General features: G+C 61.4%; 26 protein-coding genes and 2 tRNA genes. 20 read left to right on the top strand and 8 right to left on the bottom strand.

Annotated elements, in window-relative coordinates:
* Nucleotides 1-16 precede the first annotated feature (16 nt).
* From phrB to N8H74_RS27775, 8 genes are read left to right on the top strand one after another with little or no spacing between them, the layout of a single operon-like run.
* Nucleotides 17-1,462, top strand: coding sequence for a deoxyribodipyrimidine photo-lyase (phrB, locus tag N8H74_RS27810; RefSeq protein ID WP_262151879.1), 1,446 nt, complete (start codon nucleotides 17-19; stop codon nucleotides 1,460-1,462).
* On the top strand, nucleotides 1,455-1,877 hold the full coding sequence (locus N8H74_RS27805) for a nuclear transport factor 2 family protein (protein WP_217833843.1): 423 nt from the start codon (nucleotides 1,455-1,457) through the stop codon (nucleotides 1,875-1,877). Before phrB ends, N8H74_RS27805 begins: the two co-directional genes overlap by 8 nt.
* Nucleotides 1,874-2,656: an SDR family NAD(P)-dependent oxidoreductase gene (locus tag N8H74_RS27800; protein ID WP_262151836.1), complete on the top strand. Its 783-nt coding sequence runs from the start codon at nucleotides 1,874-1,876 to the stop codon at nucleotides 2,654-2,656. Before N8H74_RS27805 ends, N8H74_RS27800 begins: the two co-directional genes overlap by 4 nt.
* Entirely contained in the window at nucleotides 2,653-3,900 is a 1,248-nt protein-coding gene (locus N8H74_RS27795; RefSeq protein ID WP_262151834.1) for an FAD-dependent oxidoreductase, read from the top strand. Before N8H74_RS27800 ends, N8H74_RS27795 begins: the two co-directional genes overlap by 4 nt.
* Nucleotides 3,897-4,712 carry a DUF1365 domain-containing protein gene (locus N8H74_RS27790; protein ID WP_262151832.1) on the top strand — a complete coding sequence of 272 codons (816 nt, stop codon included), beginning with the start codon at nucleotides 3,897-3,899 and terminating at the stop codon, nucleotides 4,710-4,712. The genes N8H74_RS27795 and N8H74_RS27790 overlap by 4 nt, the downstream gene beginning before the upstream one ends.
* On the top strand, nucleotides 4,699-5,970 hold the full coding sequence (locus N8H74_RS27785) for a cyclopropane-fatty-acyl-phospholipid synthase family protein (protein ID WP_217833839.1): 1,272 nt from the start codon (nucleotides 4,699-4,701) through the stop codon (nucleotides 5,968-5,970). The genes N8H74_RS27790 and N8H74_RS27785 overlap by 14 nt, the downstream gene beginning before the upstream one ends.
* Complete coding sequence (locus N8H74_RS27780) at nucleotides 5,963-6,457, top strand: DUF2878 domain-containing protein (protein ID WP_217833838.1); 495 nt, start codon at nucleotides 5,963-5,965, stop codon at nucleotides 6,455-6,457. The genes N8H74_RS27785 and N8H74_RS27780 overlap by 8 nt, the downstream gene beginning before the upstream one ends.
* Nucleotides 6,458-6,510: 53 nt before the next feature.
* A complete protein-coding gene (locus N8H74_RS27775; RefSeq protein ID WP_262151830.1) occupies nucleotides 6,511-6,816 on the top strand; it encodes a YkgJ family cysteine cluster protein in 306 nt (101 codons plus the stop codon).
* 53 nt (nucleotides 6,817-6,869) lie between these two features.
* Here N8H74_RS27775 and N8H74_RS27770 read toward each other — a convergent pair whose 3' ends face one another.
* The 6 genes from N8H74_RS27770 to hemA form a co-directional block, all read right to left on the bottom strand.
* Nucleotides 6,870-7,388 carry an acyloxyacyl hydrolase gene (locus N8H74_RS27770; protein WP_217833836.1) on the bottom strand — a complete coding sequence of 173 codons (519 nt, stop codon included), beginning with the start codon at nucleotides 7,386-7,388 and terminating at the stop codon, nucleotides 6,870-6,872.
* A gap of 108 nt (nucleotides 7,389-7,496) precedes the next feature.
* Nucleotides 7,497-8,288 (bottom strand): glutamate racemase, encoded by a 792-nt coding sequence (murI, locus tag N8H74_RS27765; RefSeq protein WP_217833835.1) that lies wholly within the window; start codon nucleotides 8,286-8,288, stop codon nucleotides 7,497-7,499.
* Nucleotides 8,281-9,036: a molybdopterin-synthase adenylyltransferase MoeB gene (locus tag N8H74_RS27760; RefSeq protein WP_217833834.1), complete on the bottom strand. Its 756-nt coding sequence runs from the start codon at nucleotides 9,034-9,036 to the stop codon at nucleotides 8,281-8,283. The genes murI and N8H74_RS27760 overlap by 8 nt, the downstream gene beginning before the upstream one ends.
* Nucleotides 9,030-9,860: a peptide chain release factor N(5)-glutamine methyltransferase gene (prmC, locus tag N8H74_RS27755; RefSeq protein ID WP_262151826.1), complete on the bottom strand. Its 831-nt coding sequence runs from the start codon at nucleotides 9,858-9,860 to the stop codon at nucleotides 9,030-9,032. Before prmC ends, N8H74_RS27760 begins: the two co-directional genes overlap by 7 nt.
* Nucleotides 9,861-10,943: a peptide chain release factor 1 gene (gene prfA, locus N8H74_RS27750; RefSeq protein WP_217833832.1), complete on the bottom strand. Its 1,083-nt coding sequence runs from the start codon at nucleotides 10,941-10,943 to the stop codon at nucleotides 9,861-9,863. It abuts the gene before it with no gap.
* Nucleotides 10,940-12,226 (bottom strand): glutamyl-tRNA reductase, encoded by a 1,287-nt coding sequence (hemA, locus tag N8H74_RS27745; RefSeq protein WP_262151824.1) that lies wholly within the window; start codon nucleotides 12,224-12,226, stop codon nucleotides 10,940-10,942. The genes prfA and hemA overlap by 4 nt, the downstream gene beginning before the upstream one ends.
* A 184-nt stretch (nucleotides 12,227-12,410) precedes the next feature.
* Between hemA and N8H74_RS27740 the strand changes: the two genes are divergently transcribed.
* The 8 genes from N8H74_RS27740 to ychF all read left to right on the top strand — a co-directional run bounded on the left by N8H74_RS27740 (nucleotide 12,411) and on the right by ychF (nucleotide 19,327).
* Entirely contained in the window at nucleotides 12,411-14,135 is a 1,725-nt protein-coding gene (locus N8H74_RS27740) for a tetratricopeptide repeat protein (protein WP_217833830.1), read from the top strand.
* A gap of 3 nt (nucleotides 14,136-14,138) precedes the next feature.
* On the top strand, nucleotides 14,139-14,756 hold the full coding sequence (gene lolB / locus N8H74_RS27735; RefSeq protein ID WP_217833829.1) for a lipoprotein insertase outer membrane protein LolB: 618 nt from the start codon (nucleotides 14,139-14,141) through the stop codon (nucleotides 14,754-14,756).
* A gap of 2 nt (nucleotides 14,757-14,758) precedes the next feature.
* Complete coding sequence (ispE, locus tag N8H74_RS27730) at nucleotides 14,759-15,610, top strand: 4-(cytidine 5'-diphospho)-2-C-methyl-D-erythritol kinase (protein WP_217833828.1); 852 nt, start codon at nucleotides 14,759-14,761, stop codon at nucleotides 15,608-15,610.
* Between the two features lie 36 nt (nucleotides 15,611-15,646).
* Nucleotides 15,647-15,721, top strand: a tRNA-Gln gene (locus N8H74_RS27725).
* A gap of 47 nt (nucleotides 15,722-15,768) precedes the next feature.
* Nucleotides 15,769-16,710, top strand: coding sequence for a ribose-phosphate pyrophosphokinase (locus N8H74_RS27720; protein ID WP_003171603.1), 942 nt, complete (start codon nucleotides 15,769-15,771; stop codon nucleotides 16,708-16,710).
* Between the two features lie 142 nt (nucleotides 16,711-16,852).
* Nucleotides 16,853-17,449 carry a 50S ribosomal protein L25/general stress protein Ctc gene (locus N8H74_RS27715; protein WP_217833827.1) on the top strand — a complete coding sequence of 199 codons (597 nt, stop codon included), beginning with the start codon at nucleotides 16,853-16,855 and terminating at the stop codon, nucleotides 17,447-17,449.
* A gap of 170 nt (nucleotides 17,450-17,619) precedes the next feature.
* Nucleotides 17,620-18,204 carry an aminoacyl-tRNA hydrolase gene (pth, locus tag N8H74_RS27710; protein ID WP_217833826.1) on the top strand — a complete coding sequence of 195 codons (585 nt, stop codon included), beginning with the start codon at nucleotides 17,620-17,622 and terminating at the stop codon, nucleotides 18,202-18,204.
* 22 nt (nucleotides 18,205-18,226) lie between these two features.
* The gene (gene ychF / locus N8H74_RS27705; RefSeq protein ID WP_262151821.1) at nucleotides 18,227-19,327 is read left to right on the top strand and encodes a redox-regulated ATPase YchF; all 1,101 of its coding nucleotides are present in this window, start codon (nucleotides 18,227-18,229) and stop codon (nucleotides 19,325-19,327) included.
* A gap of 66 nt (nucleotides 19,328-19,393) precedes the next feature.
* Here the strand turns inward: ychF and N8H74_RS27700 are convergent, their stop codons facing one another.
* Nucleotides 19,394-20,611 carry an MFS transporter gene (locus N8H74_RS27700; protein ID WP_262151819.1) on the bottom strand — a complete coding sequence of 406 codons (1,218 nt, stop codon included), beginning with the start codon at nucleotides 20,609-20,611 and terminating at the stop codon, nucleotides 19,394-19,396.
* Between the two features lie 333 nt (nucleotides 20,612-20,944).
* Between N8H74_RS27700 and N8H74_RS27695 the strand changes: the two genes are divergently transcribed.
* Nucleotides 20,945-23,002 carry a methyl-accepting chemotaxis protein gene (locus tag N8H74_RS27695; RefSeq protein ID WP_262151817.1) on the top strand — a complete coding sequence of 686 codons (2,058 nt, stop codon included), beginning with the start codon at nucleotides 20,945-20,947 and terminating at the stop codon, nucleotides 23,000-23,002.
* Between the two features lie 115 nt (nucleotides 23,003-23,117).
* Nucleotides 23,118-23,194 (top strand) — tRNA-Met (locus tag N8H74_RS27690).
* An 86-nt stretch (nucleotides 23,195-23,280) separates the two neighbouring features.
* Here N8H74_RS27690 and N8H74_RS27685 read toward each other — a convergent pair.
* Entirely contained in the window at nucleotides 23,281-24,381 is a 1,101-nt protein-coding gene (locus N8H74_RS27685; protein ID WP_262151815.1) for a M14 family metallopeptidase, read from the bottom strand.
* Nucleotides 24,382-24,536: 155 nt separating this feature from the next.
* Here N8H74_RS27685 and ggt point away from each other — a divergent pair, with 155 nt between their 5' ends.
* Nucleotides 24,537-26,369 carry a gamma-glutamyltransferase gene (gene ggt / locus N8H74_RS27680; protein ID WP_262151813.1) on the top strand — a complete coding sequence of 611 codons (1,833 nt, stop codon included), beginning with the start codon at nucleotides 24,537-24,539 and terminating at the stop codon, nucleotides 26,367-26,369.
* Between the two features lie 265 nt (nucleotides 26,370-26,634).
* The gene (locus N8H74_RS27675) at nucleotides 26,635-26,937 is read left to right on the top strand and encodes a type II toxin-antitoxin system HigB family toxin (protein WP_217833820.1); all 303 of its coding nucleotides are present in this window, start codon (nucleotides 26,635-26,637) and stop codon (nucleotides 26,935-26,937) included.
* Nucleotides 26,938-26,939 lie beyond the last annotated feature (2 nt).

Below are 26,939 nucleotides of genomic sequence, written 5' to 3'. Positions count from 1 at the left end.
GGATGCACAGAACACCATGCAGTTGCTCTGGCTGCGCAGCGACCTGCGCCAACACGACAACACCGCCCTTGCGGCCGCCGCCGAGCGCGGCCCGACCGTGGCTGTCTACCTGTTGAGTCCCGATCAATGGCTGGAACATGACGACGCCCCGTGCAAGATCGACTTCTGGCTGCGCAACCTGCGGGAACTGAGCGCAAGCCTCGGCGAACTGCACATTCCGTTGCTGATTCGTACCGCTGCTCGCTGGGATCAGGCACCGGCGGTATTGCTCGAACTGTGCCGGCAACTGGATATCGACGCCGTACACGTCAACGAGGAATACGGCGTCCACGAAAGCCGCCGCGATGACGCGGTCGCCAAGGCGCTGCAAGACGCAGGCATCGGCTTTCACCGTTACCTTGACCAGTTGCTGTTTCAGCCGGGCAGCGTGCTGACCAAAACCGGGACTTACTTTCAGGTGTTCAGCCAGTTCCGCAAAGTCTGCTACGAACGCCTGCACCGCTCGTTGCCCAAGCGGGTGAAGACGCCGCCGGCACAGCGGCCGTTGTCGATCAAATGCGACCCGATTCCTGCTGCCATCGACGGCTTCCCCACGCCCGGCGAATCCCTGCGCGCCCTCTGGCCCGCTGGCGAAACCGAAGCCCGGCGACGTCTCGACACCTTTGTCGATGCGCAGATCGACTACTACAAAAGCGAGCGCGATTTCCCGGCCAAACCCGGCACCAGCCAACTCTCGGCTTATCTGGCCGCAGGAGTGGTGTCGCCCCGCCAATGTCTGCATGCCGCGCTGCAAAGCAATCAGGGCGAATTCGAAAGCGGCAAGGTCGGTGCGGTCACCTGGATCAATGAATTGCTGTGGCGCGAGTTCTACAAACACATTCTGGTCGGTTATCCACGGGTCTCGCGCCATCGCGCCTTCCGCCCGGAAACCGAAGCCCTCGCCTGGCGTGACGCCCCGGACGATCTCGCAGCGTGGCAGCAGGCGCGCACCGGTCTGCCGATCATCGACGCGGCCATGCGCCAACTCCTCGAAACCGGCTGGATGCACAACCGCCTGCGGATGGTGGTGGCGATGTTCCTGACCAAGAACCTGCTGATCGACTGGCGTGAAGGCGAGCGTTTTTTCATGCGTCACCTGATCGATGGCGACCTTGCGGCCAATAACGGCGGTTGGCAGTGGAGTTCGTCGACCGGCACCGATTCGGCGCCGTACTTCCGGATCTTCAACCCGCTGAGTCAGTCGGAAAAATTCGACAGCGAAGGCCTGTTCATCAAGCACTGGCTGCCGGAACTGTCCGGGCTGAACAAGAAAGAAGTCCACAACCCCGCCAGTGCCGGCGGGCTGTTCGGCGTCGCCGACTACCCGGCGCCGATCGTAAACCTGAGTACCTCGCGGGAGCGCGCGCTGGCCACGTTCAAGAATCTGCCGGCCCGAGCGTCTTATGGAGATGGCGATGAGTGAGTTTCTGCGTCGCTTCGCGCGGCAGTTTGCGCAGTTGAACAAAGACAATCTGCACAGCCTCGAGCAGCTTTACAGCGATGACATTCATTTCACCGACCCGCTGCACGAGGTACAGGGACTGACACAACTGCGCGGCTATTTCAGCGAGCTGTACGCCAACGTCAGTGAACTGCGTTTCGATTTCCACGGCTTCGACCAGATCGGAGACTGCGAAGGCTACCTGCGCTGGGTCATGAGCTATCGCCACCCGCGCCTGGCGGGCGGCCGCTTGATCCGGGTCGCCGGCTGCTCGCACCTGCTGTGGCGCGACAAGGTTTATCGGCACCGGGACTACTTCGATGCCGGGGCCATGCTGTATGAGCATTTACCAGTGTTGGGCCGGGTGATCGCCTGGCTGAAAAGGAGATTGGGATGAGTCGTACAACTCCACGTCGTTATTGGCTGACCGGCGCCAGCAGTGGCATCGGTGCAGCCCTGGCGGAAGAGATTCTGAAAAGCGGCGCGCACCTGGCGGTCAGCTCCCGCCAGATCGCGCCGTTGAAAGTGTTGTCGCAACGTTATCCAGGGCAAGTGCTGGTAGTGCCCGGAGACCTGACCAACAGCCAGACCGTGCGTGAAATCGGCGAGCAGATCACGGCGGACTGGGGGACGCTGGACAGCGTGATCCTCAATGCCGGCACCTGCGAATACGTCGATGCCCGGCAGTTCGACGCGTCGATCGTCGAGCATGTGGTGCGTACCAACCTGCTCGCCAGCAGCTATTGCATCGAGGCCGCCCTGCCCCTGTTGCGCAAGGGCATCGCCCCGCATCTGGTGGGCATGGCCAGCTCCGTCACCTACGTGCCGCTGCCTCGGGCCGAAGCCTATGGCGCGTCGAAGGCCGGGCTGCGTTATCTGTTCGAATCCCTGCGCATCGACCTGGCGGACGAGGGTATCGAAGTCACCGTGATCAGCCCCGGTTTCGTCGACACACCGCTGACCGCGAAGAACGATTTTGCGATGCCATTGAGCTGGCCCGTGGAAAAGGCCGCGCGGCACATTTTCACCGAACTCAAGAGTCGGCCGCTGGAAATCGCCTTCCCGGCGCTGTTCATGGCGATGCTGTGGCCGCTGTCGAAAATGCCGGCGCGGGTCCAGCTGGCAATCGGCAAGCGCATGGTGCGCAGTAATCCGCCGCTCAAGGACGCCACGTGAAAATCGCCATTGTCGGCAGCGGGATCGCAGGGTTGACCTGCGCGTACCTGCTTGCACGCCGACATGACGTCACGGTGTTCGAGGCCGGCGCCTGGATCGGCGGCCATACGCACACGATGCGAGTGGCCGTGCAGGGGCGTGAATACGCGGTGGATACCGGGTTCATTGTGTTCAATGACCGGACCTATCCGAACTTCATTCGTCTGCTCGGCCAGTTGGGCGTGCCTTTCAAGCCCACCGAAATGAGCTTTTCGGTGAGCGACCCGGACACCGGCGTGGAGTACAACGGCCACAATCTGAACAGCCTGTTCGCCCAGCGCAGCAATCTGCTCTCGCCAGGATTCTGGAGCATGCTGCGTGACATTCTGCGCTTCAACAAGGAAGCCCGACGCGATCTCGCCGAACAGCGGATCGCTGCTGACAGCACCCTCGACGACTACCTCAAGGCCGGCGGTTACGGCGAGCGTTTCATCCTGCATTACATCGTGCCCATGGGGTCGGCCATCTGGTCGATGCCCATGGCCGAAATGCTGAATTTTCCGCTGCGGTTGTTTCTGCGTTTTTTCGACAACCATGGCCTGCTGTCGGTGAATGATCGTCCGCAATGGCGGGTGATCGAGGGCGGTTCCAGCGCGTACATCGAGCCGCTGTGCGCAGGGTTTCGCGACCGGATTCGCCTGAACTGTGCGGTGGCCCGGATTGATCGAGACCCGCACGGGGTGGTTGTCCACAGCCCGGCCGGTATCGAGCGTTTCGACAAGGTGGTGCTCGCCTGCCACAGCGATCAGGCGCTGCAGTTGCTGGGCGATCCCGACAAAGCCGAACGGGAAATCCTCGGCGCCCTGCCCTACGCCGACAATCAGGTGGTGCTGCACACCGACACCCGCCTGTTGCCCACGCGCCAGCGGGCCTGGGCCAGCTGGAACTATCGCCTCAACGGCGCCGGCCACACCCACGCTGCTGTCACCTACAACATGAACATCCTGCAGGGCATTCAGAGCGACACCACGTTCTGTGTCAGCCTCAACCAGAACGCCGGCATCAGTCCGTCGAAGGTCCTCGCGCGCCTCACCTACGCCCATCCGCAATTCAGTCTCGCGGCGCTGGCGGCGCAGAATCGCCGGGGCGAAATCGACGGCCTGCGTCACACCCACTACTGCGGCGCCTATTGGGCCAACGGGTTTCACGAAGACGGCGTGGTCAGTGCCTTGCAGGTAGCCGCGTCGTTTGGGGAAAGCCTGTGAACAGCGCCCTCTACAGCGGCTGGATCGCCCACCGGCGATTCGCTCCGCGCCGCCATGAATTCCGCTACCGGATCGGTCTGCTGTATCTCGACCTGAGCGAGTTGGACGCAGTGCTGAATCTGTCCGCGCTGGCCGGCACCCGCCGCTTTGCACCGTTCTCGTTTCGCGAAACCGATTACCTGAAAACTTTTACCGGCCAGGGCATTTCCTTGATCGACGCGGTGCGCCAACAAGTCGCCAGCGCTCTGGGCCATGCCCCGCAGGGTTCGATCTGCCTGCTGACGCAACCTCGCAGTTGGGGTCTGGCGTTCAACCCGGTGAGTTTCTTTTACTGCCACGAAGCCGACGGGCAACTGGCGGCGATTCTCTGCGAAGTCAGCAACACGCCATGGCGCGAGCGTTACCACTACGTGCTGCCGGCGCGGGTGGCGCAGAGCCTGGAGGATTTTCATCAGCATTTCGCGGTAGCCAAGGCCTTTCACGTTTCGCCGTTTCTGCCTCGGGATCTGGAATACCGCATGAGCTTCAGCCCCGCCGCGCAAACCCTGGGCATCCACATGGCCGACTGGCAGGGCGAACGCAAACTGTTCGACGCGACCCTCGACCTGCACCGCGAACCTCTGGACCGCCACAGTCTGCACCGTTACCTGCGACGTTTTCCGTGGATGAGCGCCAAGACCGCCGTGGCGATCTATTGGCAGGCTCTGCGCCTGCTGCTCAAACGCACCCCGTTGTTTGCCCATCAGCCTGCCGACGGCAGCTTTCGAACCGCCACCGTGCCCCCCAGGGAGCGCCGCCATGAAGACCTCTAGCGTTTTGCCCAAAGCCGCCCTGTTCAGCCTCCATGGCCTGAGCGGGTCGCTGCTGCGCCGTGGCGTGCTGCGCCAACTGGCGCAACTCAAGCACGGGCAACTGGTGTTGATCGAGGACGGAGAACGCCAGGTCTTCGGCGCGTCTGGCAGTCCGCTGGTCGGTGAAATCCAGGTACTCGACGCGGCCGCCTGGGGAATGGTCGCCAGCAACGGGTCGATCGGCGCCGGTGAAGCCTTTATCCAGGGCTACTGGAGTTCGCCTGACCTGACGGCGGTGGTGCGGGTCTTCGTCAGCAACCTCGACGTGCTCGATGCGATGGAGGGCGGTCTGGCGAAGCTCGGGCGGCCACTGGTGCGCGGCCTGCACTGGCTCAATCGCAACACGCACAAGGGATCGCGAAAAAACATCGCCGCCCATTACGACCTGGGCAATGAGCTGTTCGAACAGTTTCTCGATCCGACCATGATGTATTCGGCGGCTCAGTTCCTCAGCGCCGATGACAGCCTGGAACAGGCACAACTGAACAAACTGGAGCGGATCTGCCGCAAACTCGCGCTCAAGCCCGGCGATCACTTGCTGGAAATCGGCACCGGCTGGGGCAGCATGGCGCTCTATGCCGCGCAACACTATGGCTGCAAAGTCACCACCACGACGCTGTCCAAAGAGCAGTTCGCCTTCACCGCCGCGCGCATCGAACGTCTCGGCCTGCAGGATCAAGTGACGCTGCTGCTCAAGGATTATCGCGACCTCACCGGTCAGTACGACAAGCTGGTATCGATCGAGATGATCGAAGCGGTCGGCCATCGCTTCCTGCCGACCTACTTCAAGCAGTGCGCACAGTTGCTCAAGGACAACGGCCTGATGCTGTTGCAAGCGATCACCATCCGTGACCAGCGCTACGAACAGGCGCGACGCGGCGTGGATTTCATCCAGCGCTACATCTTTCCCGGTGGCGCCCTGCCCTGTATGCAGAAAATGCTCGAAATTGTCAGCCGCGACACCGACATGAACCTGCTGCACATGGAGGACTTCGGCCTGCACTACGCCCGGACCTTGCGCCTGTGGCACGAGAACTTTCGCCGCGCCCATGGCCGCTTGCACGAGTTGGGCTACGACGACGGTTTCTTGCGTCTGTGGGAGTTTTACCTGTGTTACTGCGAGGGCGGATTCCTCGAGCGCACCATCGGCACCGCGCAACTGCTGCTGGCCAAACCGGCGGCGATCACCGCGCCGTTGCTGGGGCGCTTCGATGCTTGAGCGACTGGCCAACGCGGTGTTGTTCCAGGTCGGCTGGCTGGCCTGCGTGCTCGGTGGCAACAGTCTCTGGCTGCTGCTGGCGCTGGCGGTGCTGGTGATTCATTTGCGCTGGATCAGCGGCTGGGCGGTGGAAGGCCGGCTGATTCTCAGCGTGGTGATTGTCGGCACGGCGGTGGACAGCGTCTTGCGGACAGTGGGCGTGTTTGAGTTCAAGGATCTGTCGCCCCTGATCCCGCTGTGGCTGATGCTGCTATGGGCCTTGCTCGCCACCACGCTGCGCCATTGTCTGCAATGGAGTGCGCGCCCGATATGGCTGGCAAGCCTGCTCGGTGCGCTCGGCGGCGCGCTGTCCTATTACGCCGGCGGGCAACTGGCCGGGGTGCGTTTTCCCCATGGCGAGCTGCCCACTCTGATCGGCATCGGCCTGCTGTGGGCCATGCTGTTTCCGTTGCTGCACTACATGGCGGCGAGGCTGACCAGGCGCTGAACGTCTGTCAGGCCTTTCACACAGTCATCGACCACTGCCTTACACTGCCGGCCATGAAAACCATTCCCCACCAGCAAATCGCCGAACCTGTGGTCACATGCTCGACCTGCGCGGCCTGCTGCTGCCAGCTCGAAGTGATGTTGATCACCGACACGGGCGTGCCCGAGCGCTTCATCGATACCGATGAGTGGGGCGGCGAAGTGATGCTGCGCCTGGATGACGGCTGGTGCGCGGCGCTGGATCGCAACAGCATGATGTGCACGATCTACGAAAAGCGCCCACTGATTTGCCGCGAGTTCGAAATGGGCGCGCCGGAATGCATCGAAGAGCGCCAGGGGATCGCCACTGCGTATCGCTGATTCCCCGGCACACAAACAAAATGTGGGAGCGGGTTTGCCCCCACAAGGCGTGCTTACAGCGGCATGGTGTAATGCAGCGAGTAACTTTCTACGCCATCGTTGTTGCTGGAAAGACCCGCGTTGGAATAGTGGGTCGCGCGAATCCCGACTTCATGCCCGCCGTTGAAACGCAGACCGAACCCGAAGCGATCCTCGAACTGGAAGGCCCCGCCCAGTTTGTTGTCTTCGTATTGCGTGTTGGAGAACAGCGCCACACCGATGCCCGCCTCGACATACGGCTTGACCGACTGACCGGCGAATTCGTAAACCAGTACCGGCGAGAACGACAGGCTGTTGTTGCTGGAAGTCTTGTCACCTTCCCAATAGGTGTAGGCGCCGCTCCAGTAGCCGGTCAGGCGACCGACATCGCTTTGCAGCCAACTCTTGTCCCAGTCGAAGTTCATCCCCAGACGATAAGTCATGGTCGAGTCGCTCGTGGCCCCTACCCCGAACTCGACGCCTGCAGCTTGTGCGGTAAGACTTTGCCCCATCAGTGCAGCCGCAATCGCGGCCAAGCAGAATAGTCGCTTCACTTGAAACATCCTTTTCCGAACGGTCGTATGGTTTTTTGTTACTTATCGCTAAGAAGTCTCTGCCCCACCAGAAGTTCAGCTAATTTTTCCGTTTATGTCACGGTTTATTTACAAACTGAAGCGGTGGACGTCGCCTGGTGCCTGTCCCAGCAATGGCAGGATATTTTTAAAGTAGTGCGGATCGGCGCTGGTCCAGAATTGCACGGCACGATTCGGCCCCTCGGCCAGCAGTTCGCGCTCGGCCAGCAGGCGCTGAAGTTGCCGCGCCACGGCCGCGCCGGTGTCGATCAGGCTGATCGCTTCGGGGATCATGGTCTTGAGCATCGGCTTGAGAAACGGGTAGTGCGTGCAGCCGAGAATGATCGTGTCACAACCGGCGGCCAGCAGCGGCTCGACGTAACCGTGCAGCATCTGGCGCAGTTCGGCGCTGTGCAGATCACCACTTTCGATCAGCTCGACCAGGCCCGGACAAGGCTGGGTGATCACCCGCACATCGGTGGCAAAGCGATCGAGCAAGGCCGCGAACTTGGCGCTCTGCAAAGTACCGGTGGTGGCGAGCACGCCGACCACGCCGCTGCGGGTCGCGGCCGCCGCCGGTTTGACCGCCGGCTCCATGCCGACGATCGGCCACTCGGGGAAGTCCCGGCGCAGATCGGCGACGCCGGCCACGGTCGCGGTGTTGCAGGCCAGCACCAACGCCTTGGCGCCCTGCTCGCGAAAGAAGCCGGCCATGATGCTGCAACGCTGACGGATGAATTCCGGCGTCTTCTCGCCGTAGGGAATGTGTCCGCAATCGGCAAAATACAACAACGACTCGTTGGGCAGCAGTCGCTGGATTTCCGCCAATACCGACAAGCCGCCGACACCGGAGTCGAAGACGCCGATCGGCGCCTCACGCATGGTGCGAACCACAGACGCTGCATTTCGGATCACGCTTGACCCGCAGTTCACGAAAGCGCGAACCCAGCGCATCGATCAACAGCAGGCGCCCCACCAGCGGCTCGCCGAACCCGACCAGCATCTTCAAAGCTTCCAGCGCCTGGAGACTGCCGACCAGCCCCACCAGCGGCCCGACCACGCCGGCCTCGCTGCAGGTCAATTCGGCTTCGCTGCCGTGCCCGTACAGACAGTGGTAGCACGGACTTTCGGCACGCCGTGGATCGAAGACCGACAGTTGCCCTTCCAGGCGGATTGCCGCGCCGCTGACCAGCGGCTTGCGCGCCGCCACACACGCGGCATTGACCGCCTCGCGGGTGGAGAAGTTGTCGGAACAGTCGAGCACCAGATCCACCGCCGCCACGGCGGCGGCGAGAGAATCTTCGTCCAGCGCCTGACGATGGGGCACCAGACGGATTTCAGGATTGATCGCGCCCAGGCGCTTGAGCGCCGAGTCGACCTTGGTCAGACCGACGCTGTCGGTGTCGTGGATGATCTGGCGTTGCAGGTTGGTCAGGTCGACCGTGTCAAAATCCGCCAGATGCAGCTCACCAACACCGGCAGCCGCCAGATACAGCGCCACCGGTGCGCCGAGACCACCGAGGCCGACGATCAGAACCCGGCTGTCCTTGAGCCGCAACTGGCCGTCGATATCGACGTGTTGCAGCAGGATCTGCCGGCTGTAGCGCAACAATTCCTGATCATTCAGCACGGCAGGCGTCCCAGACTGATGCGTTGATGACCGCCCAGATCGATGCGGCTGTGGACTTCTTCGAAACCTCGGGTCAACAGCAGATCGCGCACGGCTTCGGCTTGATCATAGCCGTGTTCGAGCATCAGCCAGCCACCGGCGTCCAGATGATCCGGTGCCTGGGCGACAATCAGGCGCAGATCGTCAAGCCCGTCTTCGCCGGCCACCAGCGCGCTGGCAGGCTCGAAACGCACATCGCCTTCGACCAGATGCGGATCGGCGGCACGAATATACGGCGGGTTGCTGATGATGAGTTGGAAACGCTTGCCTTCGAGCGCACTGAACCAGTGACTGCTCAGCACGGTGGCGTTGTTCAGTTGCAGACGCTGGCGGTTGCGCTCGGCCAGGGCCACGGCCTCCAGCACGCGATCCACGGCGGTGACGTTCCATGCCGGACGCTCGCTGGCCAGGGCCAGGGCAATCGCCCCGCTGCCGGTGCCGAGGTCGAGGACGCGGGCCGGGGTTGCCGGCAGCAATTCCAGTGCGGCTTCCACCAGCAATTCGGTGTCCGGGCGCGGGATCAGCGTGTGCGGCGCCACTTCCAGATCGAGCTTCCAGAAACCCTGCTGGCCGAGAATGTAGGCCACCGGTTCACCGCTGCGGCGACGTTGCAGGTACTCGGCAAAGGTCAGTGCGGCGTCACTGGGCACGATGCGCTCGGGCCAGGTGTGGAGAAAACTGCGGGACTTGCCCAGCGCGGCGGCCAGGAGCAATTCGGCGTCCAGACGCGCGGTGGGCGAGTCCGGCAGTTCGGCGGCGCGCAACAGGCTGGCGATGATGGTCATTTACTCACCTATCGCAGCAAGTTGGTCGGCCTGGTATTCGGCCAGCAACGGCTCGATCACCGCTTCCACGCCACCGGCGAGGATTTCATCCAGCGAGTACAGGGTCAGGTTGACGCGGTGGTCGGTGACCCGGCCCTGGGCAAAGTTGTAGGTACGAATCCGCTCGGAACGGTCGCCGGAGCCGACCAGCAATTTGCGCTCGCTGGCAATCGCGTTGGCCGCCGCGGCGGTCTGCTGATCGTTGAGCTTGGCCGACAGCCACGCCATCGCCCGTGCGCGGTTCTTGTGCTGGGAACGCTCCTCCTGGCACTCGACCACGATGCCGGTCGGCAAGTGAGTGATGCGGATCGCCGAGTCGGTCTTGTTGACGTGCTGACCACCGGCCCCGGAGGAACGGTAGGTGTCGACGCGCAGATCCGCCGGGTTGATTTCGATCGCTTCCTGCTCGTCCGGCTCCGGCAACACCGCCACGGTGCAGGCCGATGTGTGGATACGGCCTTGGGATTCGGTGGCCGGAACCCGCTGCACGCGGTGCGCACCGGACTCGAACTTCAGTTTGCCGTAGACATTCTCGCCTTCGACCCGGGCGATGACTTCTTTATAGCCGCCGTGCTCGCCCTCGTTTTCCGAGAGGATTTCCACCCGCCAGCCACGCCGCTCGGCGTAACGCGAATACATGCGGAACAGGTCGCCGGAGAAGATCGCCGCCTCGTCGCCACCGGTGCCGGCGCGGATTTCGAGGAACACGTTGCGCCCGTCGTTGGGATCTTTGGGCAGCAGCATGCGTTGCAGGTTGGCTTCCAGTTCGACCAGTTGCTCCTTGGTCTCGCGGACTTCCTCCACGGCCATTTCGCGCATGTCGGGGTCGCCGTCCTTGAGCAGCGCCTGGGCACCCTCAAGATCGCTCTGGGCCTTGAGCAACTGTTTATAGGCTTCGACGACCGGTTCGACTTCGGCATATTCCTTGGAGTAGGCGCGGAATTTGGTCTGGTCGGAAATGACTTCGGCGTCGCCTAGCAGCGCGGTCAGTTCCTCGAAACGGTCCTGGAGGATCTCCAGCTTATTGAGCAGTGACGCTTTCATTGCGGTTTTTTATCCGAAAAGCTATCCGGTGAGCCCTCGAGGGCAAAGAGTTCCTGAGCCATGGCCAGCGCATCGAGGCGGCCTTCGGCAGAAAGCTTTTTCAACTGAACGCTTGGTGCGTGCAGCAGTTTATTGGTCAGGCCACGGGCCAGTTGCCCCAGTACGTCTTCGGCGTTTCCGCCGTTGGCCAGCAGACGCAGGGCTTTTTGCAGTTCTTCGTCACGCAGCCGTTCGCTCTGTTGACGATAGGCCTTGAGCACATCGACCGCCGCCAGTTCGCGCAGGCGCAGCATGAAATCATCGGCGCCGACCGAAACCATCTCTTCCGCCGCTTGCGCAGCGCCCTGACGGCTCTTGAGGTTTTCGGCGACCACTTCGTGCAGATCGTCGACGCTATAGAGGTAAACGTCGTCAAGTTCGCCGACTTCCGGCTCGATATCCCGGGGAACGGCGATGTCGACCATGAAGATCGGCTTGTGCTTGCGCTGCTTCAATGCGCTTTCCACCGCGCCCTTGCCGAGGATCGGCAACTGGCTGGCGGTGGAGCTGATGACGATGTCGCTGCGCACCAGTTCGGCCGGGATGTCCGACAGCAATACCGCGTGTGCGCCGAACTGTTCGGCGAGAAGACTCGCGCGCTCCAGGGTACGGTTGGCGACCACGATGCGCTTGACCCCCAGCTCATGCAGATGGCGGGCGACCAGGGTGATGGTCTCGCCGGCGCCGATCAGCAGGGCCTGGCTGCGTTGCAGGTCGCTGAAGATCTGTTTGGCCAGGCTGACGGCGGCAAACGCCACGGACACCGGGTTTTCACCGATGGCGGTGTCGGTGCGCACCTGCTTGGCGGCATTGAACGTTGCCTGGAACAGACGCCCCAGCATCGGCCCGATGGTGCCTGCCTCGCGCGCCACGGCGTAGGCCGATTTCATCTGGCCGAGAATCTGCGGTTCGCCCAAGACGAGGGAATCGAGCCCGGAGGCGACCCGCATCATGTGACGAACTGCCGCATCATCCTCATGGACATATGCGCTCGCGCGCAGCTCTTCGAGGCTCAATTGATGGTATTCGGCCAGCCAGCGCAGCACGATATCCGCCGACAGGTGATCCTGTTCTATATACAGTTCACTGCGATTGCAGGTGGAGAGGATCGCAGCTTCGCGGCTGTCGGTGAGTCGGCAGAGCTGCTGCAAGGCCTCAACCAGCTGCTCAGGGGTAAAGGCCACGCGCTCGCGGACGTCTACTGAAGCAGTCTTGTGGTTAATACCGAGTGCGAGGAAGGCCATTCAAGGTCGCTGATGGTGACGTGAAGCCGGCAATTGTCCTACTTCGAAAGATTCAGAACAACTACCGCTGACTATTGTCCCAATCGTTGGTCCCTATAATGGCCACAATCGAGACTCGGTTATGTTTGGCCGAAGGCTTGTGTCATGATGATCCGCACCGCAGGTTAGTCGTCCTTCTTCCTATATGAATAGATCTTCCGCGTTGCTCCTCGCTTTTGTCTTCCTCAGCGGCTGCCAGGCCTTGGCCCCCGTTTCGCCGGACGGCACGTCGCCGGCTGAAGACAGCACCCCCGCGCCTGAAAAGCCCAAGGTTTACAGCTCGTTCAGCGAGGAAACCGTCTACAGCCTGTTGAGCGCCGAACTCGCCGGCCAGCGCAATCGCTTCGACATTGCCCTGGACAACTACGTGACCCAGGCCATCAACACCCAGGATCCGGGCATCTCCGAGCGCGCATTCCGCATTGCCGAGTACCTCGGCGCGGATCAGCCGGCGCTCGATACCGCGCTGATCTGGGCAAAAAACGCTCCGGACGATCTCGAAGCGCAACGTGCCGCTGCCGTGCAACTGGCGCGCGCCGGGCGTTATGACGACTCGATGGTCTACATGGAGAAAGTCCTGCAGGGCAAGGGCGACACCCATTTCGACTTCCTCGCGCTGTCGGCGGCCGACACCGATCAGGAAACCCGTAACGGTCTGATGAAAAGTTTTGACCGTTTGTTGCAGCGTCACCCGAACAACAATCAGCTGATTTTCGGCAAGGCCCTGCTGATGCAGCAGGATGGCGACACCAAAGGTGCGCTGACCCTGCTCGAAGACAACCCGCCGGAAGACGGCGAAATCGCCCCGATCCTGCTGCGCGCCCGCCTGCTGCAAGGGCTGAACCGTGGCGACGAAGCGCTGCCGCTGCTGCAAAAAAGCATCCGGAAATATCCGGACGACAAGCGCCTGCGCCTGACTTACGCGCGGATGCTGGTGGAACAGGACCGGATGGACGACGCCAAGGTCGAGTTCTCTACCCTGGTGCAGCAATACCCGGAAGACGACGAGTTGCGTTATTCGCTGGCGCTGGTTTGCCTGGAAGCCAAGGCCTGGGACGAGGCCAAGGGCTATCTGGAAGACCTGATTGCCCGGGAAAGCCATGTCGACTCGGCGCACCTGAACCTGGGGCGCATCGCCGAGGAACGCAATGACCCGCAGGGCGCGCTCATCGAGTACGCCCAGGTCGGCCCCGGCAACGATTATCTGCCGGCGCAACTGCGGCAGGCCGACATTCTGATGAACAACGGCAAGACCGCCGAAGCCCAGAGCAAACTGGCCGCCGAGCGTGATGCGCAGCCGGACTACGCGATCCAGCTGTATCTGATCGAAGCCGAAACCCTGTCCGCCAACAAACAGGAAGACAAGGCCTGGAAAACCCTGCAAACCGCCTTGCAGCAATACCCGGACGATCTGAATCTGCTCTACACCCGGGCCATGCAGGCTGAAAAACGCAATGACCTGGCGCAAATGGAAAAAGACCTGCGCCTGATCATCAAGCGCGACCCGGACAACGCCATGGCCCTCAACGCCCTCGGCTACACGCTGTCCGACCGCACCACCCGCTACGCCGAAGCCAAGGCACTGATCGAACAGGCCCACCAGCTCAACCCGGAAGATCCGGCGGTCCTCGACAGCCTCGGCTGGGTGAATTTCCGCATGGGCAACCTCGATGACGCCGAGAAGTATCTGCGCCAGGCCCTGGAGCGTTTCCCCGACCATGAAGTCGCCGCACACCTGGGCGAAGTGCTGTGGATCAAGGGCAATCAGCGCGAAGCCCGGCAAATCTGGGGCAAGTTCCTCAAGGATCAGCCCGACAGCACCATTCTGCGCAGCACCATCAAGCGCCTGACCGGATCCGAGACTCTATAACTCATGTTTTTGCGCCACGTCATTGTTTTCAGCTTCATCGCCCTGCTCGCCGGTTGCGCGGGTTTTGGCGCTCGCGAGTCGGTCGAAGGCCACGGCAATCCGGCCCAGTGGAACACGCACAAGCAGCAGTTGACTGGCCTGGACGGCTGGCAGATCGACGGCAAGATCGGCATCCGCGCCCCGAAAGACTCCGGCAGCGGCACGCTGTTCTGGCTGCAACGCCAGGATTACTACGACATTCGCCTGTCCGGCCCGCTGGGGCGCGGCGCGGCACGCCTGACCGGCCGTCCCGGCAAAGTCTCGCTGGAAGTCGCCAATCAGGGCCGCTATGACGCCGAGTCCCCGGAAGTCCTGCTGGAAGAACAGCTGGGCTGGAAACTGCCGGTCTCGAACCTGGCCTGGTGGGTACGCGGCCTGCCGGCACCGAAAAGCAAAAGCCGCCTGACCCTCGATGCCGACAGTCGCCTGGCCAATCTGGACCAGGACGGCTGGCAAGTCGAATACCTGGGTTATGCCGAACAGAACGGCTACTGGCTGCCCGAGCGGATCAAACTGCACGGCACCGATCTGGACGTGACGCTGGTGATCAAGACCTGGCAACCGCGCAAACTGGGGCAATAAGCATGACCGCTGCGCGCCTGACCCTGCCCTCACCGGCGAAACTCAACCTGATGCTGCACATTCTCGGTCGTCGCGAAGACGGCTATCACGAGTTGCAGACGATTTTTCAGTTTGTCGATTACGGCGATGAAATCACCTTCGCCGTCCGTGACGATGGGGTGATTTGCCTGCACACCGAGTTCGACGGCGTACCCCACGACAGCAACCTGATCGTTCGTGCGGCGAAAAAACTCCAGGAACAATCCGGCTGTTCGCAAGGCATCGACATCTGGATCGACAAGGTGCTGCCCATGGGCGGCGGAATCGGGGGCGGCAGCTCGAACGCGGCGACCACCCTGCTGGGCCTCAATCATCTGTGGCAACTGGGCTGGGATCTGGATCGACTGGCGACGCTGGGCCTGACCCTCGGTGCCGACGTTCCGGTTTTCGTCCGTGGGCATGCGGCATTTGCCGAAGGCGTCGGCGAGAAACTGACCCCGGTCGAACCGGCAGAACCGTGGTATCTGGTGCTGGTGCCGCAAGTCTCTGTAAGTACGGCAGAAATTTTTTCAGATCCATTGTTGACACGTAACACGCCGCCCATTAAAGTGCGCCCCGTTCCCGAGGGAAACAGTCGAAATGACTGCTTGCCGGTGGTAGCAAGGCGTTATCCGGAAGTACGTAACGCATTGGATTTGTTAGGTAAATTTACCGAAGCAAAACTCACCGGAACTGGAAGTTGTGTGTTTGGGGGCTTCCCAAGCAAAGCTGAAGCTGATAAAGTCTCGGCCCTTCTGACAGAGACCCTTACAGGGTTTGTAGCGAAAGGAAGCAACATTTCAATGTTGCACCGCAAGCTGCAAAGTCTGCTCTAAAGGAACCAAGTGCACGGCACTTGATGCAACAGATACAGGGGCGTCGCCAAGCGGTAAGGCAGCAGGTTTTGATCCTGCCATGCGTTGGTTCGAATCCAGCCGCCCCTGCCATTTTCCTATACTCATCCAGGTATACCCTCAGCCTTCAGGTACTGCGCGTGTCCAAGATGATGGTCTTTACGGGGAACGCTAACCCCGATCTGGCTCGGCGTGTCGTACGTCAGCTGCATATCCCTCTCGGTGACATCTCTGTCGGTAAATTCTCCGACGGCGAAATTACTGCCGAGATCAATGAAAACGTTCGCGGTAAAGACGTTTTCATTATTCAGCCGACTTGCGCTCCGACCAACGATAACCTGATGGAACTGGTAGTGATGGCTGATGCCTTCCGCCGCTCCTCGGCTACTCGTATCACTGCTGTTATTCCTTATTTTGGTTATGCCCGTCAGGATCGCCGTCCGCGTTCCGCACGTGTGGCTATCAGCGCGAAAGTCGTTGCTGACATGCTCACCGTAGTCGGCATCGACCGTGTTCTCACGGTTGATCTGCATGCTGACCAGATTCAGGGTTTCTTCGATATTCCGGTAGATAACATCTACGGCTCCCCGGTTCTGGTGGATGACATCGAAGATCAGCGCTTCGAAAACCTGATGATCGTGTCCCCGGACATTGGTGGCGTCGTGCGTGCACGGGCTGTTGCCAAATCCCTGGGCGTGGATCTCGGGATCATCGACAAACGCCGTGAGAAAGCCAATCACTCTGAAGTGATGCATATCATCGGTGATGTCGAAGGGCGTACCTGTATTCTCGTCGATGACATGGTCGATACCGCCGGCACTCTGTGCCACGCGGCCAAGGCCCTGAAAGAGCATGGCGCAGCCAAGGTCTTTGCCTACTGCACACACCCTGTGCTGTCGGGCCGGGCCATCGAGAATATCGAAAATTCCGTGCTGGACGAGCTGGTGGTCACTAACACCATCCCGCTGTCCGCAGCAGCACAAGCCTGTGCACGTATCCGCCAACTGGATATCGCACCGGTTGTTGCCGAAGCGGTTCGCCGCATCAGCAATGAAGAATCGATCAGCGCGATGTTCCGTTAAGGGCCCTGCCCTTCTCGAAATGTCCTGTTGACGAAAAGCGCCCCGCCCCCGCCCCCCAGCCGGGGGGGGGGGTTTTTTGGCCATACCGTGTTTGGCGCTGGTCGCAAACGCCACTCGGTGATGGCTATTTTGGAGATACAAAATGACTGATTTCATCCTGAACGCTCAAGCGCGTACTGACCTGGGGAAAGGTGCGAGCCGCCGCCTGCGTCACGCTCTGAACATCCCGGCCGTTGTATACGGTGGTGACAAGCCTGCTGAATCCGTGACCATCCTGGCCAAGGAAATCGCCAAGCTGTTCGAAAACGAAGCTGCCTACAGCCACGTGATCGAGCTGAACATCGACGGCAAAAAGCAAAACGTCGTTGTTAAAGCGATGCAGCGTCACCCAGCCAAGCAATTCATCATGCACGCTGACTTCGTGCGCGTTGTTGCTGGCCAGAAACTGACCGCTAAAGTACCGGTTCACTTCATCAACGAAGACGCTCCGGTCAAGAAAGGCGGCGAGATCTCGCACGTTGTTGCTGAAATCGAAGTTTCCTGCGAAGCGAAAGACCTGCCTGAGTTCATCGAAGTCGACCTGGCTAAAGCTGAAATCGGCACCATCATTCACCTGTCGGACCTCAAGGCTCCTAAAGGTGTTGAGTTCGTTGCTCTGGCACACGGCGATGACAAGGCTGTTGCCAACGTCCACGCTCCACGTGTTGCTCCAGAAGCTGCAGAAGGCGCAGCAGAGTAATTTCACTCTGTTCGCCGGAGTGAGCGGAAACATCGCGGACTAGAGCGTAGCGAGAAAGCGGGCGAGAACGCGGAGTTTACATCCATGGTAAATGAGCATTTTTCGTCCACTTTCGCCGCTGTCCCTGATCGCGGCGATGTTATCCACCACTCCAAGGAAGGGCCCCTATCGTGACTGCCATCAAACTGATCGTTGGCCTGGGTAATCCAGGCGCCGAATACGAACAGACCCGGCATAACGCAGGGGCCCTTTTTGTTGAGCGCATCGCCGATAAACAAGGCATCAGCCTTGTGGCCGATCGCAAGTATTTCGGCCTGACCGGGCGCTATTCGCATCAGGGTCAGGATGTTCGTCTGCTGATTCCCACCACCTACATGAACCGCAGCGGCCAGGCCGTGGCGGCACTCGCCGGGTTCTTCCGCATCACGCCTGAAGAAATCCTGGTGGCACACGACGAACTCGATCTGCCTCCGGGCGTCGCCAAGCTCAAGCAGGGCGGCGGCCATGGCGGTCACAACGGGTTGCGCGACATCATTGCGCAACTGGGCAATCAGAATACGTTCCACCGCCTGCGGCTTGGCATCGGCCACCCGGGCGTCGCCAGTATGGTTTCAAATTTCGTCCTGGGTCGTGCGCCACGCGCCGAACAGGAAAAACTCGATGCCAGCATCGACTTTGCCCTCGGCGTGCTGCCGGATATCCTCGCCGGTGAATGGAACCGCGCGATGAAAAACCTGCACAGCCAGAAGGCCTGACTCTTACCCGAGGGGAAACACCATGGGATTCAATTGCGGCATCGTCGGCCTGCCTAACGTCGGCAAGTCCACCCTGTTCAACGCCCTGACCAAGTCCGGTATCGCGGCGGAAAACTTCCCCTTCTGCACCATCGAGCCGAACAGCGGCATCGTGCCGATGCCGGATCCGCGTCTGAACGCCCTGGCGGAAATCGTCAATCCAAAGCGCATCCTGCCGACCACCATGGAGTTCGTCGACATCGCAGGCCTCGTTGCCGGTGCATCGAAAGGTGAAGGCCTGGGCAACAAATTCCTGGCCAACATCCGCGAAACCGACGCCATCGCCCACGTCGTGCGCTGCTTCGAAGACGAGAACGTGATCCACGTTTCCAACAGCGTCGATCCGAAACGCGACATCGAGATCATCGACCTGGAACTGATCTTCGCAGACCTCGACAGCTGCGAGAAGCAACTGCAGAAAGTCGCGCGCAACGCCAAGGGTGGTGACAAGGACGCCGTCGCGCAGAAAGCGCTGCTGGAACAACTGATCCCGCACTTCACCGAAGGCAAGCCGGCACGCAGCCTGATGAAGAACATGAGCACTGACGAAAAAGCAGTGATCAAGGGCTTCCACCTGCTGACCACCAAACCGGTCATGTACATCGCCAACGTGGCGGAAGACGGTTTCGAGAACAACCCGCACCTGGACGTGGTCAAGGCCATCGCCGAAGAAGAAGGCGCTGTGGTGGTTCCGGTCTGCAACAAGATCGAAGCGGAAATCGCCGAGCTCGATGACGGCGAAGAAAAGGACATGTTCCTTGAGGCCCTGGGCCTGGAAGAGCCTGGCCTGAACCGCGTGATCCGCGCCGGTTACGAAATGCTGCACCTGCAGACCTACTTCACCGCCGGTGTCGAAGAAGTCCGCGCCTGGACCGTCCGCGTCGGTGCCACCGCACCACAAGCCGCCGGCGTGATCCACACCGACTTCGAAAAAGGCTTCATCCGCGCCGAAGTCATCGCCTACAACGACTTCATCCAGTACAAGGGCGAAGCCGGCACCAAGGAAGCCGGTAAATGGCGCCTGGAAGGCAAGGACTACATCGTGAAAGACGGCGACGTGATGCACTTCCGCTTCAACGTATAAGCCTCACGCCCAAGAAAAAAGCCGCGTTTGATACGCGGCTTTTTTTGTGCCCGAAATATCCGGATATCAGGCCTTTTTCGTCCGTGGCAGGAAGATCGCCAACACCCCGAACAATGGCAGGAACGAGCACAGGAAGTACACGTACTCGATGCCGTGAACATCCGCCAGATGCCCGAGCAGCGCCGCGCCGATCCCGCCGAAGCCGAACATCAGACCGAAGAACACCCCGGCGATCATCCCGACGTTGCCCGGCACCAGTTCCTGCGCGTACACCACGATCGCCGAGAACGCCGAAGCGAGAATGAAGCCGATCACCACGCTCAGCACGCTGGTCCAGAACAGATCGACGTGAGGCATCAACAGGGTGAACGGTGCCACGCCGAGGATCGAGAACCAGATCACCGCCTTACGCCCGATCTTGTCGCCGATCGGCCCGCCAAAGAACGTCCCCGCCGCCACCGCTCCGAGGAACAGGAACAGGTGCAGTTGCGAACTGGCCACCGACAGATCGAACTTCTCGATCAGGTAAAAAGTAAAGTAACTGGTCAGGCTGGCCATGTAGAAATACTTGGAAAACACCAGCAGCCCCAGCACCACCAGCGCACTGACCACCCTGCCCTTCGATAAGCCGTGGGTCGCCGCCTGGCCTTGCTTGAGCTTGAACAGGTTCAGGTGATTGGCGTACCAACGGCTGATGCGGTACAGCACGAACAACGCAAACACCGCGAACAATCCAAACCAGGCCACGTGTCCCTGTCCGAACGGAATGATGATCGCCGCCGCCAGCAACGGGCCGAATGCCGAGCCCGCGTTGCCACCGACCTGGAACGTCGATTGCGCCAGACCGAAACGCCCGCCCGACGCCAGTCGCGCCACGCGCGAGGCCTCCGGGTGGAAGGTCGAAGAGCCGATACCGATCAACGCCGCCGCCAGCAGAATCATCGGGAAGCTGCCGACCACCGACATCATCAGGATGCCGATCAGCGTACACACCGAGCCGGCCGGCAACAGCCATGCTTTCGGATGGCGATCCGTGTGATAGCCGACCCACGGCTGCAACAGCGAAGCAGTCAACTGGAAGGTCAAGGTGATCAGGCCGACCTGGGTGAAACTCAGCCCGTAGTTGGCCTTGAGCATCGGATAGATCGACGGCAGCACCGATTGAATCAAGTCATTGATCAAATGCGCCAGCGCCACCGCGCCGATGATACGCATCACCAACGGGCTGCTTTGTGAAGGAGCGGACGCCACGCTGGCGGCGGTCTGAGCGTTGCTGATAGCCATGGGGATTTCCGAACAGCAGATGGGTGCACACAGGCAGGTGCGTCAATGTGCCATTTTTCGGTGCGACCGCGCCATCCCCTTAGCCAGCTAACGAACGAGTTGTTCATCGCCAAAGCAGTGATAGCGCAAAGCCATGGTCTGAATCTTGCCTTGTTTCTCCGCTTGAACGCGGCCCCTTACAAAGGGGATCGAGAATGGGAAGTTTCGCTACAGAGCCGGCCCACAGAGCGGGCGAGAGTGAACTTTCGAGGCCTTTTAGCAGGGCACTGATCAAGGTCGCAACGACCGCGATGCACGCCGATGGTGCGTGGGTGTCCAGAGGAGTCATGGGGCATGCAGGCTTTTTTATCACCGGGGATCAAATTGCTGGGGCGGTTTGGCTTCGCGCGTAAATTCCAGTTGTTGTTTCTGCTGTTCATCCTGCCCCTGGCCGGCAGTCTGTTGATGATCGGTCAGGATTATCGCGACAAACTCAATCTGATTTCCGGGGAGCGTGCGGGCGTGCGCCAATTGCTCGCCCTGGATGCGCTGGACAACCTGCTCGCCGCCCAACGTGACCGCGCCGCCCGCTGGCGAGCCACGGAAACCAACCGTCAACCGACACCGGCGACGCTCGCCGCGATGGCCGCATTCGATGCGGTACAACCGGCCGTCACCCAAGCGACAGTGGACTTGGGCACGGCGTTGAAAGCCGAAGGTGCGGAAGATGAAACCCTGAGCCGCTATCAGGCCCTGCAAACCGCGCTCAACGGTCTGGACTCGAAAAGCCTGAGCAGCGTCGGCTGGTGGCCGGACGGTTATGACCGCTTCACCAACGCCCTCAGCGCGCTGCAAGCGTTACGCGAGCAGATCGCCATGGACAATCGCCTGATCCTCGCGCCTTGGCTCGACACCTACCTGCTGACGCAGATTTCCACCCAGCACGCGCCGGACCTGATCGAGCGGGTCGGGCGTCTGGCAGCGGTCGGTCAGGCCTCCGTGGTGTCCGGCCAGTTCACCCTGCAAAGTCGCCTGCAACTGCGTGATCTGCGCAGCCGCATCGGCGATGCCCGCGAGCAGCTTGTCAAAACGGCCGGCCTGCTCGAAGCGCGCCTGCCCAGCGCCCTGCAAGGCTGGGCCGGGCAATACCACGACAGCCTCAAGCAGCTCGATGCCGGCTTGAAAGTGCTGGATGACGGGGTGTTCGGCGGCAGCATCAATCTCAAGCCGGAAGACTTCGAGCGCAGCCTCGACAGCCTGCTGGGCAATCTGGCCACGCTGCGCCAGCAGTCCTTGGTGTCGCTGGATCAACGCCTGAATGACAATCACAACTCGGCGATCCGTCAGTTCATCGTCGTCGCGGTGATCTTCGGTTGCCTGCTGCTGGCGGCGCTGTACTTGTTCATCTGCCTGCAAGCCTCGATCCGCCGCAGCGCCAGCGGCATCACGGTGCTCGCCGAAGCCCTGCGTGACGGCAACCTGAGCCTGCAAGTGCCGGTGGTGGGCCGCGATGAACTGGCGTCGATCAGCACCGCGCTGAACGTCGCCGTGGTGCAACTGCGCACCAGCCTGTTGGGGGTCGATCATGAAACCTCGCAACTGAGCAACGCGGTACGCAGCCTCAACGATCACTCCAGCGGCGCGCTGAGCGAGGTCGAGGCGCAGCAATCGCAGATCAGCCAGATCGCGGCCGCTGCCACGCAACTGGCGGCGACTTCCCAGGGCGTCGCGCAGAGCTGCGAACAGGCCTCCGGTAGCGCCCAGCACACCCGACGCATCGCCGCTGACAGCAGCCGCGACAGCCAGCGCACTACCGCGAGCATTCAGCAGCTCAATCAGCGCCTCAACGACACCGCAGCGGCGCTGGGCCGGGTCAGCGAGCAAGGGCAGCAGATTCAACTGGTGGTCGACACCATTCGCGGCGTCGCCGAACAAACCAACCTGCTGGCGCTCAACGCCGCCATCGAGGCCGCCCGCGCCGGTGAGCAGGGACGGGGTTTCGCGGTGGTGGCCGACGAGGTGCGCAGCCTGTCGCAACGCACTCAGTCCTCCACCGCGCAGATCGCCGGCACCGTCGACAGCCTGCGCGCGACAGTCAACGAGGCCGTGAGCCTGATGGAAGCGGCCTGCGGCCAGGCGCAATCGGACGCCGAGGCCGTCACCGGCCTGGGCGAACGCCTGGGAGAGATCGCCAGCGCCGTGCAGAGCGTCACCGATACTCTTGCGCAAATCGCCACCGCTGTTGAAGAACAGGCGAGTACCGCCGATGAGGTCAGCGGCAATATCCAGCAGGTCGATCAGGCCGCCGTGCGTTTGCTCGAAGGTGCCCGGGCGGTGAACCTGGCGGCCGACACCCTGAGCCAGGGCAGTCATGCCTTGAGTGCCAATACCGGGAGATTTCAGCTGCGTTGAGGCCCCTCCCCGCCCCGTTTTTCGGTGCGGGAGGTTAAGCGGTTGAAAATAAGAAGAAATATTTTGAATTCGCGCTTGACGCATCTGCATTACGGGTGAATAATGCGCGCCACTTGGCTACATAGCTCAGTTGGTTAGAGCATAGCATTCATAATGCTGGGGTCCGGGGTTCAAGTCCCTGTGTAGCCACCAAGTACTAAAAACGGCTTACCGAAAGGTAGGCCGTTTTTTTATGCCCCGAGAAAAGTGCCGACCGTCACCGGCCGGCCATCGCTGTTTCACCCGGCCAATGCAGCCAGTCCCTTGGACCAGATCTGCCGGGTACGCAGACCGACCATCGCGCGCCAGTCCGGATCGGCCGGATAGAACTGCTCCAGCAGATTCAGTTTGATCTCGTGCCCCGCCGCACTCAGCGGATCGCCATGCAAGTGCAGCCAATGATCATCGCGCAGATGCCGATGCACCTCGGCACCGGGATAGGTTCCGCACTCGATCACGAACGGCATCAAGCGCACACCCGGCAATGCATTGAGCAACGCCTGGGAGGTGTAGCCGGTGGCCGTCGCCGCGACGCCGGTTTCGCTCACGGTCGCGGCCCCCGTGTGCAAGGTATACAGCCATGGGCCGTATATCGACTGGGCCTGCGCCAGCGCCGGATAAGGTGCCTCGGTGATGGTCAGCAGCATCGGGTGGCCGTATTCGCCCGCCCCGGTATGCAGATCGAAACACATCACGGTTTCAGCGCCGGCCAAGTGCTGCTGGACGATCCGCTGCAACGTGCGGTTCGACCAGCTCGGTTCCAGCCCACCGTAAAACAATCCGTCGGGATGACTGTGCTGACCGCCCTCGACAATCGACATCACCGCCGGCCAGCCATGTTCGGCGATCTGCGCATCGAGCAACGCATCGGCGCGCTGTCGCTGCGGCCCGCGCAGTTGGCTGCACGCGTAGATCTCATGCAGCGCGGCGTAGGCCCGGTTGTCGGGCAACGTGTGGCTGAAATCCAGATGATTGCGGTTGAGGTCAATGTTGTCTTCGTTGACCCGCCGCAGCCACGCAGTGCCCCACGGGTTGATCAGGTGAATCATCACCACCGCGACATCCTCGGGCAGCCTGTCGGGCGTGAACTGTTTCAGCCAGTCGATCTGGCATTCGGAGCCGTAATACCCCTCCACGCCATGGGTGCCGCTGAGCGCCACCAGACGCCGCCTGGCCAGGGGATTGCCTAACACCGCGACTTCGCTACTCAACGGCTCGCCAAACGGCCCCTTGAGCGGATGCGCGTAGGAGGAAAGGCTGGCACCCGCAACGCTCGCGGCGGCAAGAAACCGCTCGCGCTGATGACGGTAACTGGGCTGTGTCGGAAACGCGTTATCCATGGCGGCCTCTTGTTGGTTTTTCCGGCTTCACGTTTGCCCCTGACCCTACAGAAAATCCGCCAGGGCATGAAGGAGAAAGTACCCGGCGGTTTGCGTCCTGCCCGGTCGGCCGATAAAGTCCCTCAGACTTTTATCCCACGGATGGAGAGTCCCGCGTGTTTCCAGCCCTATCCTTGAACCGCTTTCGCCTGCCGGCCCTGACCCTGATCGTCAGCGCCCTGACCCTCGCCGCCTGTAACGCTCCGCCCTCCTCCACGCTGCCACTGGCACCGGAAGCCGCCTCCGGTTACCGCACCGACCTGCAAACCCGTCACGCCAGCCAGCACATGGCCGCCGCCGCGAATCCGCTGGCCGCCGAAGCCGGGCGCGAGATGCTGCGCCAGGGTGGCTCGGCCATCGATGCCGCCATTGCGATGCAGGCGGTGCTGACCCTGGTCGAACCGCAATCCTCCGGGATCGGCGGCGGCGCGATGATTGTGCTGTGGGACGGTAAACAGGTGCGCACCTTCGACGGTCGCGAAACCGCGCCGGCCGGGGCTAGCGAAAAGCTGTTCCTGCAAGCTGATGGCAAACCGATGCCGTTCCCTGAGGCGCAGATCGGCGGACGCTCGGTCGGCACGCCGGGGGTGTTGCGGGCACTGGAACTGGCGCATAAACAACAGGGCCGCCTGCCCTGGGCCAGCCTGTTCACACCGGCGATCAAACTGGCGGAACAGGGGTTCGCCATTTCCCCTCGCCTGCATTCATTGCTCGCGTCCGACCCGGTGATACGCCGCTCGCCGGACATGGCCAGGTACTTCCTCAACAGCGACGGCAGCGTCAAAGCCGTCGGCACCCGCTTGCAGAACCCGGCCCTGGCCGCCGTGCTCAAACGGATTGCCAACGAAGGCGCCGACGCCTTGTACAAAGGCCCGATTGCCGAAGAGATCGTCGCCAAGGTCCAGGGCCACGCCAATCCTGGCAGCCTGTCGCTGAGCGATCTCCAGCACTATCGGGCCAAGGAGCGCGCGCCGCTGTGTACCGACTACAAGCGCTGGCAGGTGTGTGGCATGCCGCCGCCGTCCTCGGGCGGGATCGCCGTGGCGCAGATTCTCGGCACCCTGCAGGCGCTGGAAGCCCGCGACCCGCGCCTGGCACTGGCACCGCTCAAACCCGTGAAAACCGATAAGCCCGCCGGCCTCGAACCGGCGCCCGAAGCGGTACACCTGATCGCCGAGGCCGAGCGCCTGGCCTACGCCGACCGCGCGCAATACGTGGCCGATACCGACTTCGTACCCGTGCCGGTCAAAGGCCTGGTCGATCCCGGTTATCTGGCCAGCCGCGCCAGCCTGATCGGCGAACGCAGCATGGGCAGCGCCAGACCCGGCACGCCACCGGGCGTTCAGGTCGCCTACGCGCCGGATCGCTCGCCGCTGCGCATCTCCACCTCGCAAGTGGTGGCGGTGGATGACTTTGGCGGCGCGGTGTCGATGACCACGACCATCGAGGCAGCGTTCGGCTCTCACCTGATGGTTCAGGGCTTCCTGCTGAACAACCAGATGACCGACTTTTCGTTCATACCCGAAGAAAACGGACAGAAAGTCGCCAACCGCGTCGAACCCGGCAAGCGCCCGCGCTCATCGATGGCACCGACCTTGATCTTTGATCGCAACAGCGGTGAGTTCGTCGCCACTGTCGGTTCACCCGGCGGTTCGCAGATCATCGAGTACGTCGCAAAATCCACCATCGGCCTGCTCGACTGGAACCTCGACCCGCAAAGCGCCATCAGCCTGCCCAACTTCGGCAGCCGCAACGGCCCGACCGAACTGGAACAAGGCCAGTTCAGCCCGGCCCTGATCCAGGCCCTGAAGGACAAAGGCCATACGGTGAACGAAATCGACATGACCAGCGGCACCCAGGCCATCGTGCGGATCAAGGATGCCCAGGGCAAAACGACACTGGCCGGTGGCGCGGATCCACGGCGTGAGGGGGAAGCGTTGGGGGATTGAGGCGTACATGGCAAACGGAAAAGGCTTACTGCGAGGTAGGCCTTTTTTGATGCCGACAGATCCAGTTCAGTCGTACTGCGTTGCTTATTCCTACCCCGGAAAAAAACCGCAGAAGGTAGATTTGCTATCTGCTCAGCGCCATCAGATTGGGCTTTTAACCTGTTGCCATTTGCGAAAGCGCCGACATCGAACCAGCGCTCAAACCGTACAACCATTGCGCTTCCATAGACTTGCATCAGTCCCATAGCGGGACTAGGATCACGCCATGCGAATCATCGCCATCAATCAGCTAAAAGTTTTTTGGGAGCGATATCCCGAGACAGAGCAACCATTGCTGGCCTGGATAGACGAGGCCAGAAAAGCGAACTGGACAACACCTGCTGACATAAAGGCCCATTTCGCTTCGGCCAGCATCTTGAAGAGCCGCAGGGTCGTATTCAACATCAAGGGCAATGACTTTCGCCTGATCGCCGCAGTGGCCTACCGCTTCGGGGCTGTTTACATAAAATTTATCGGTACTCACAAGCAGTACGATGCAGTCGACGCTGATACCGTCGAAATGGAGTAACC

The sequence above is a fragment of the Pseudomonas sp. B2M1-30 genome (assembly GCF_025447575.1).
Taxonomy (GTDB): Bacteria; Pseudomonadota; Gammaproteobacteria; order Pseudomonadales; family Pseudomonadaceae; genus Aquipseudomonas; species Aquipseudomonas botevensis.
This window is presented reverse-complemented; position numbering and strand designations above follow the sequence as displayed.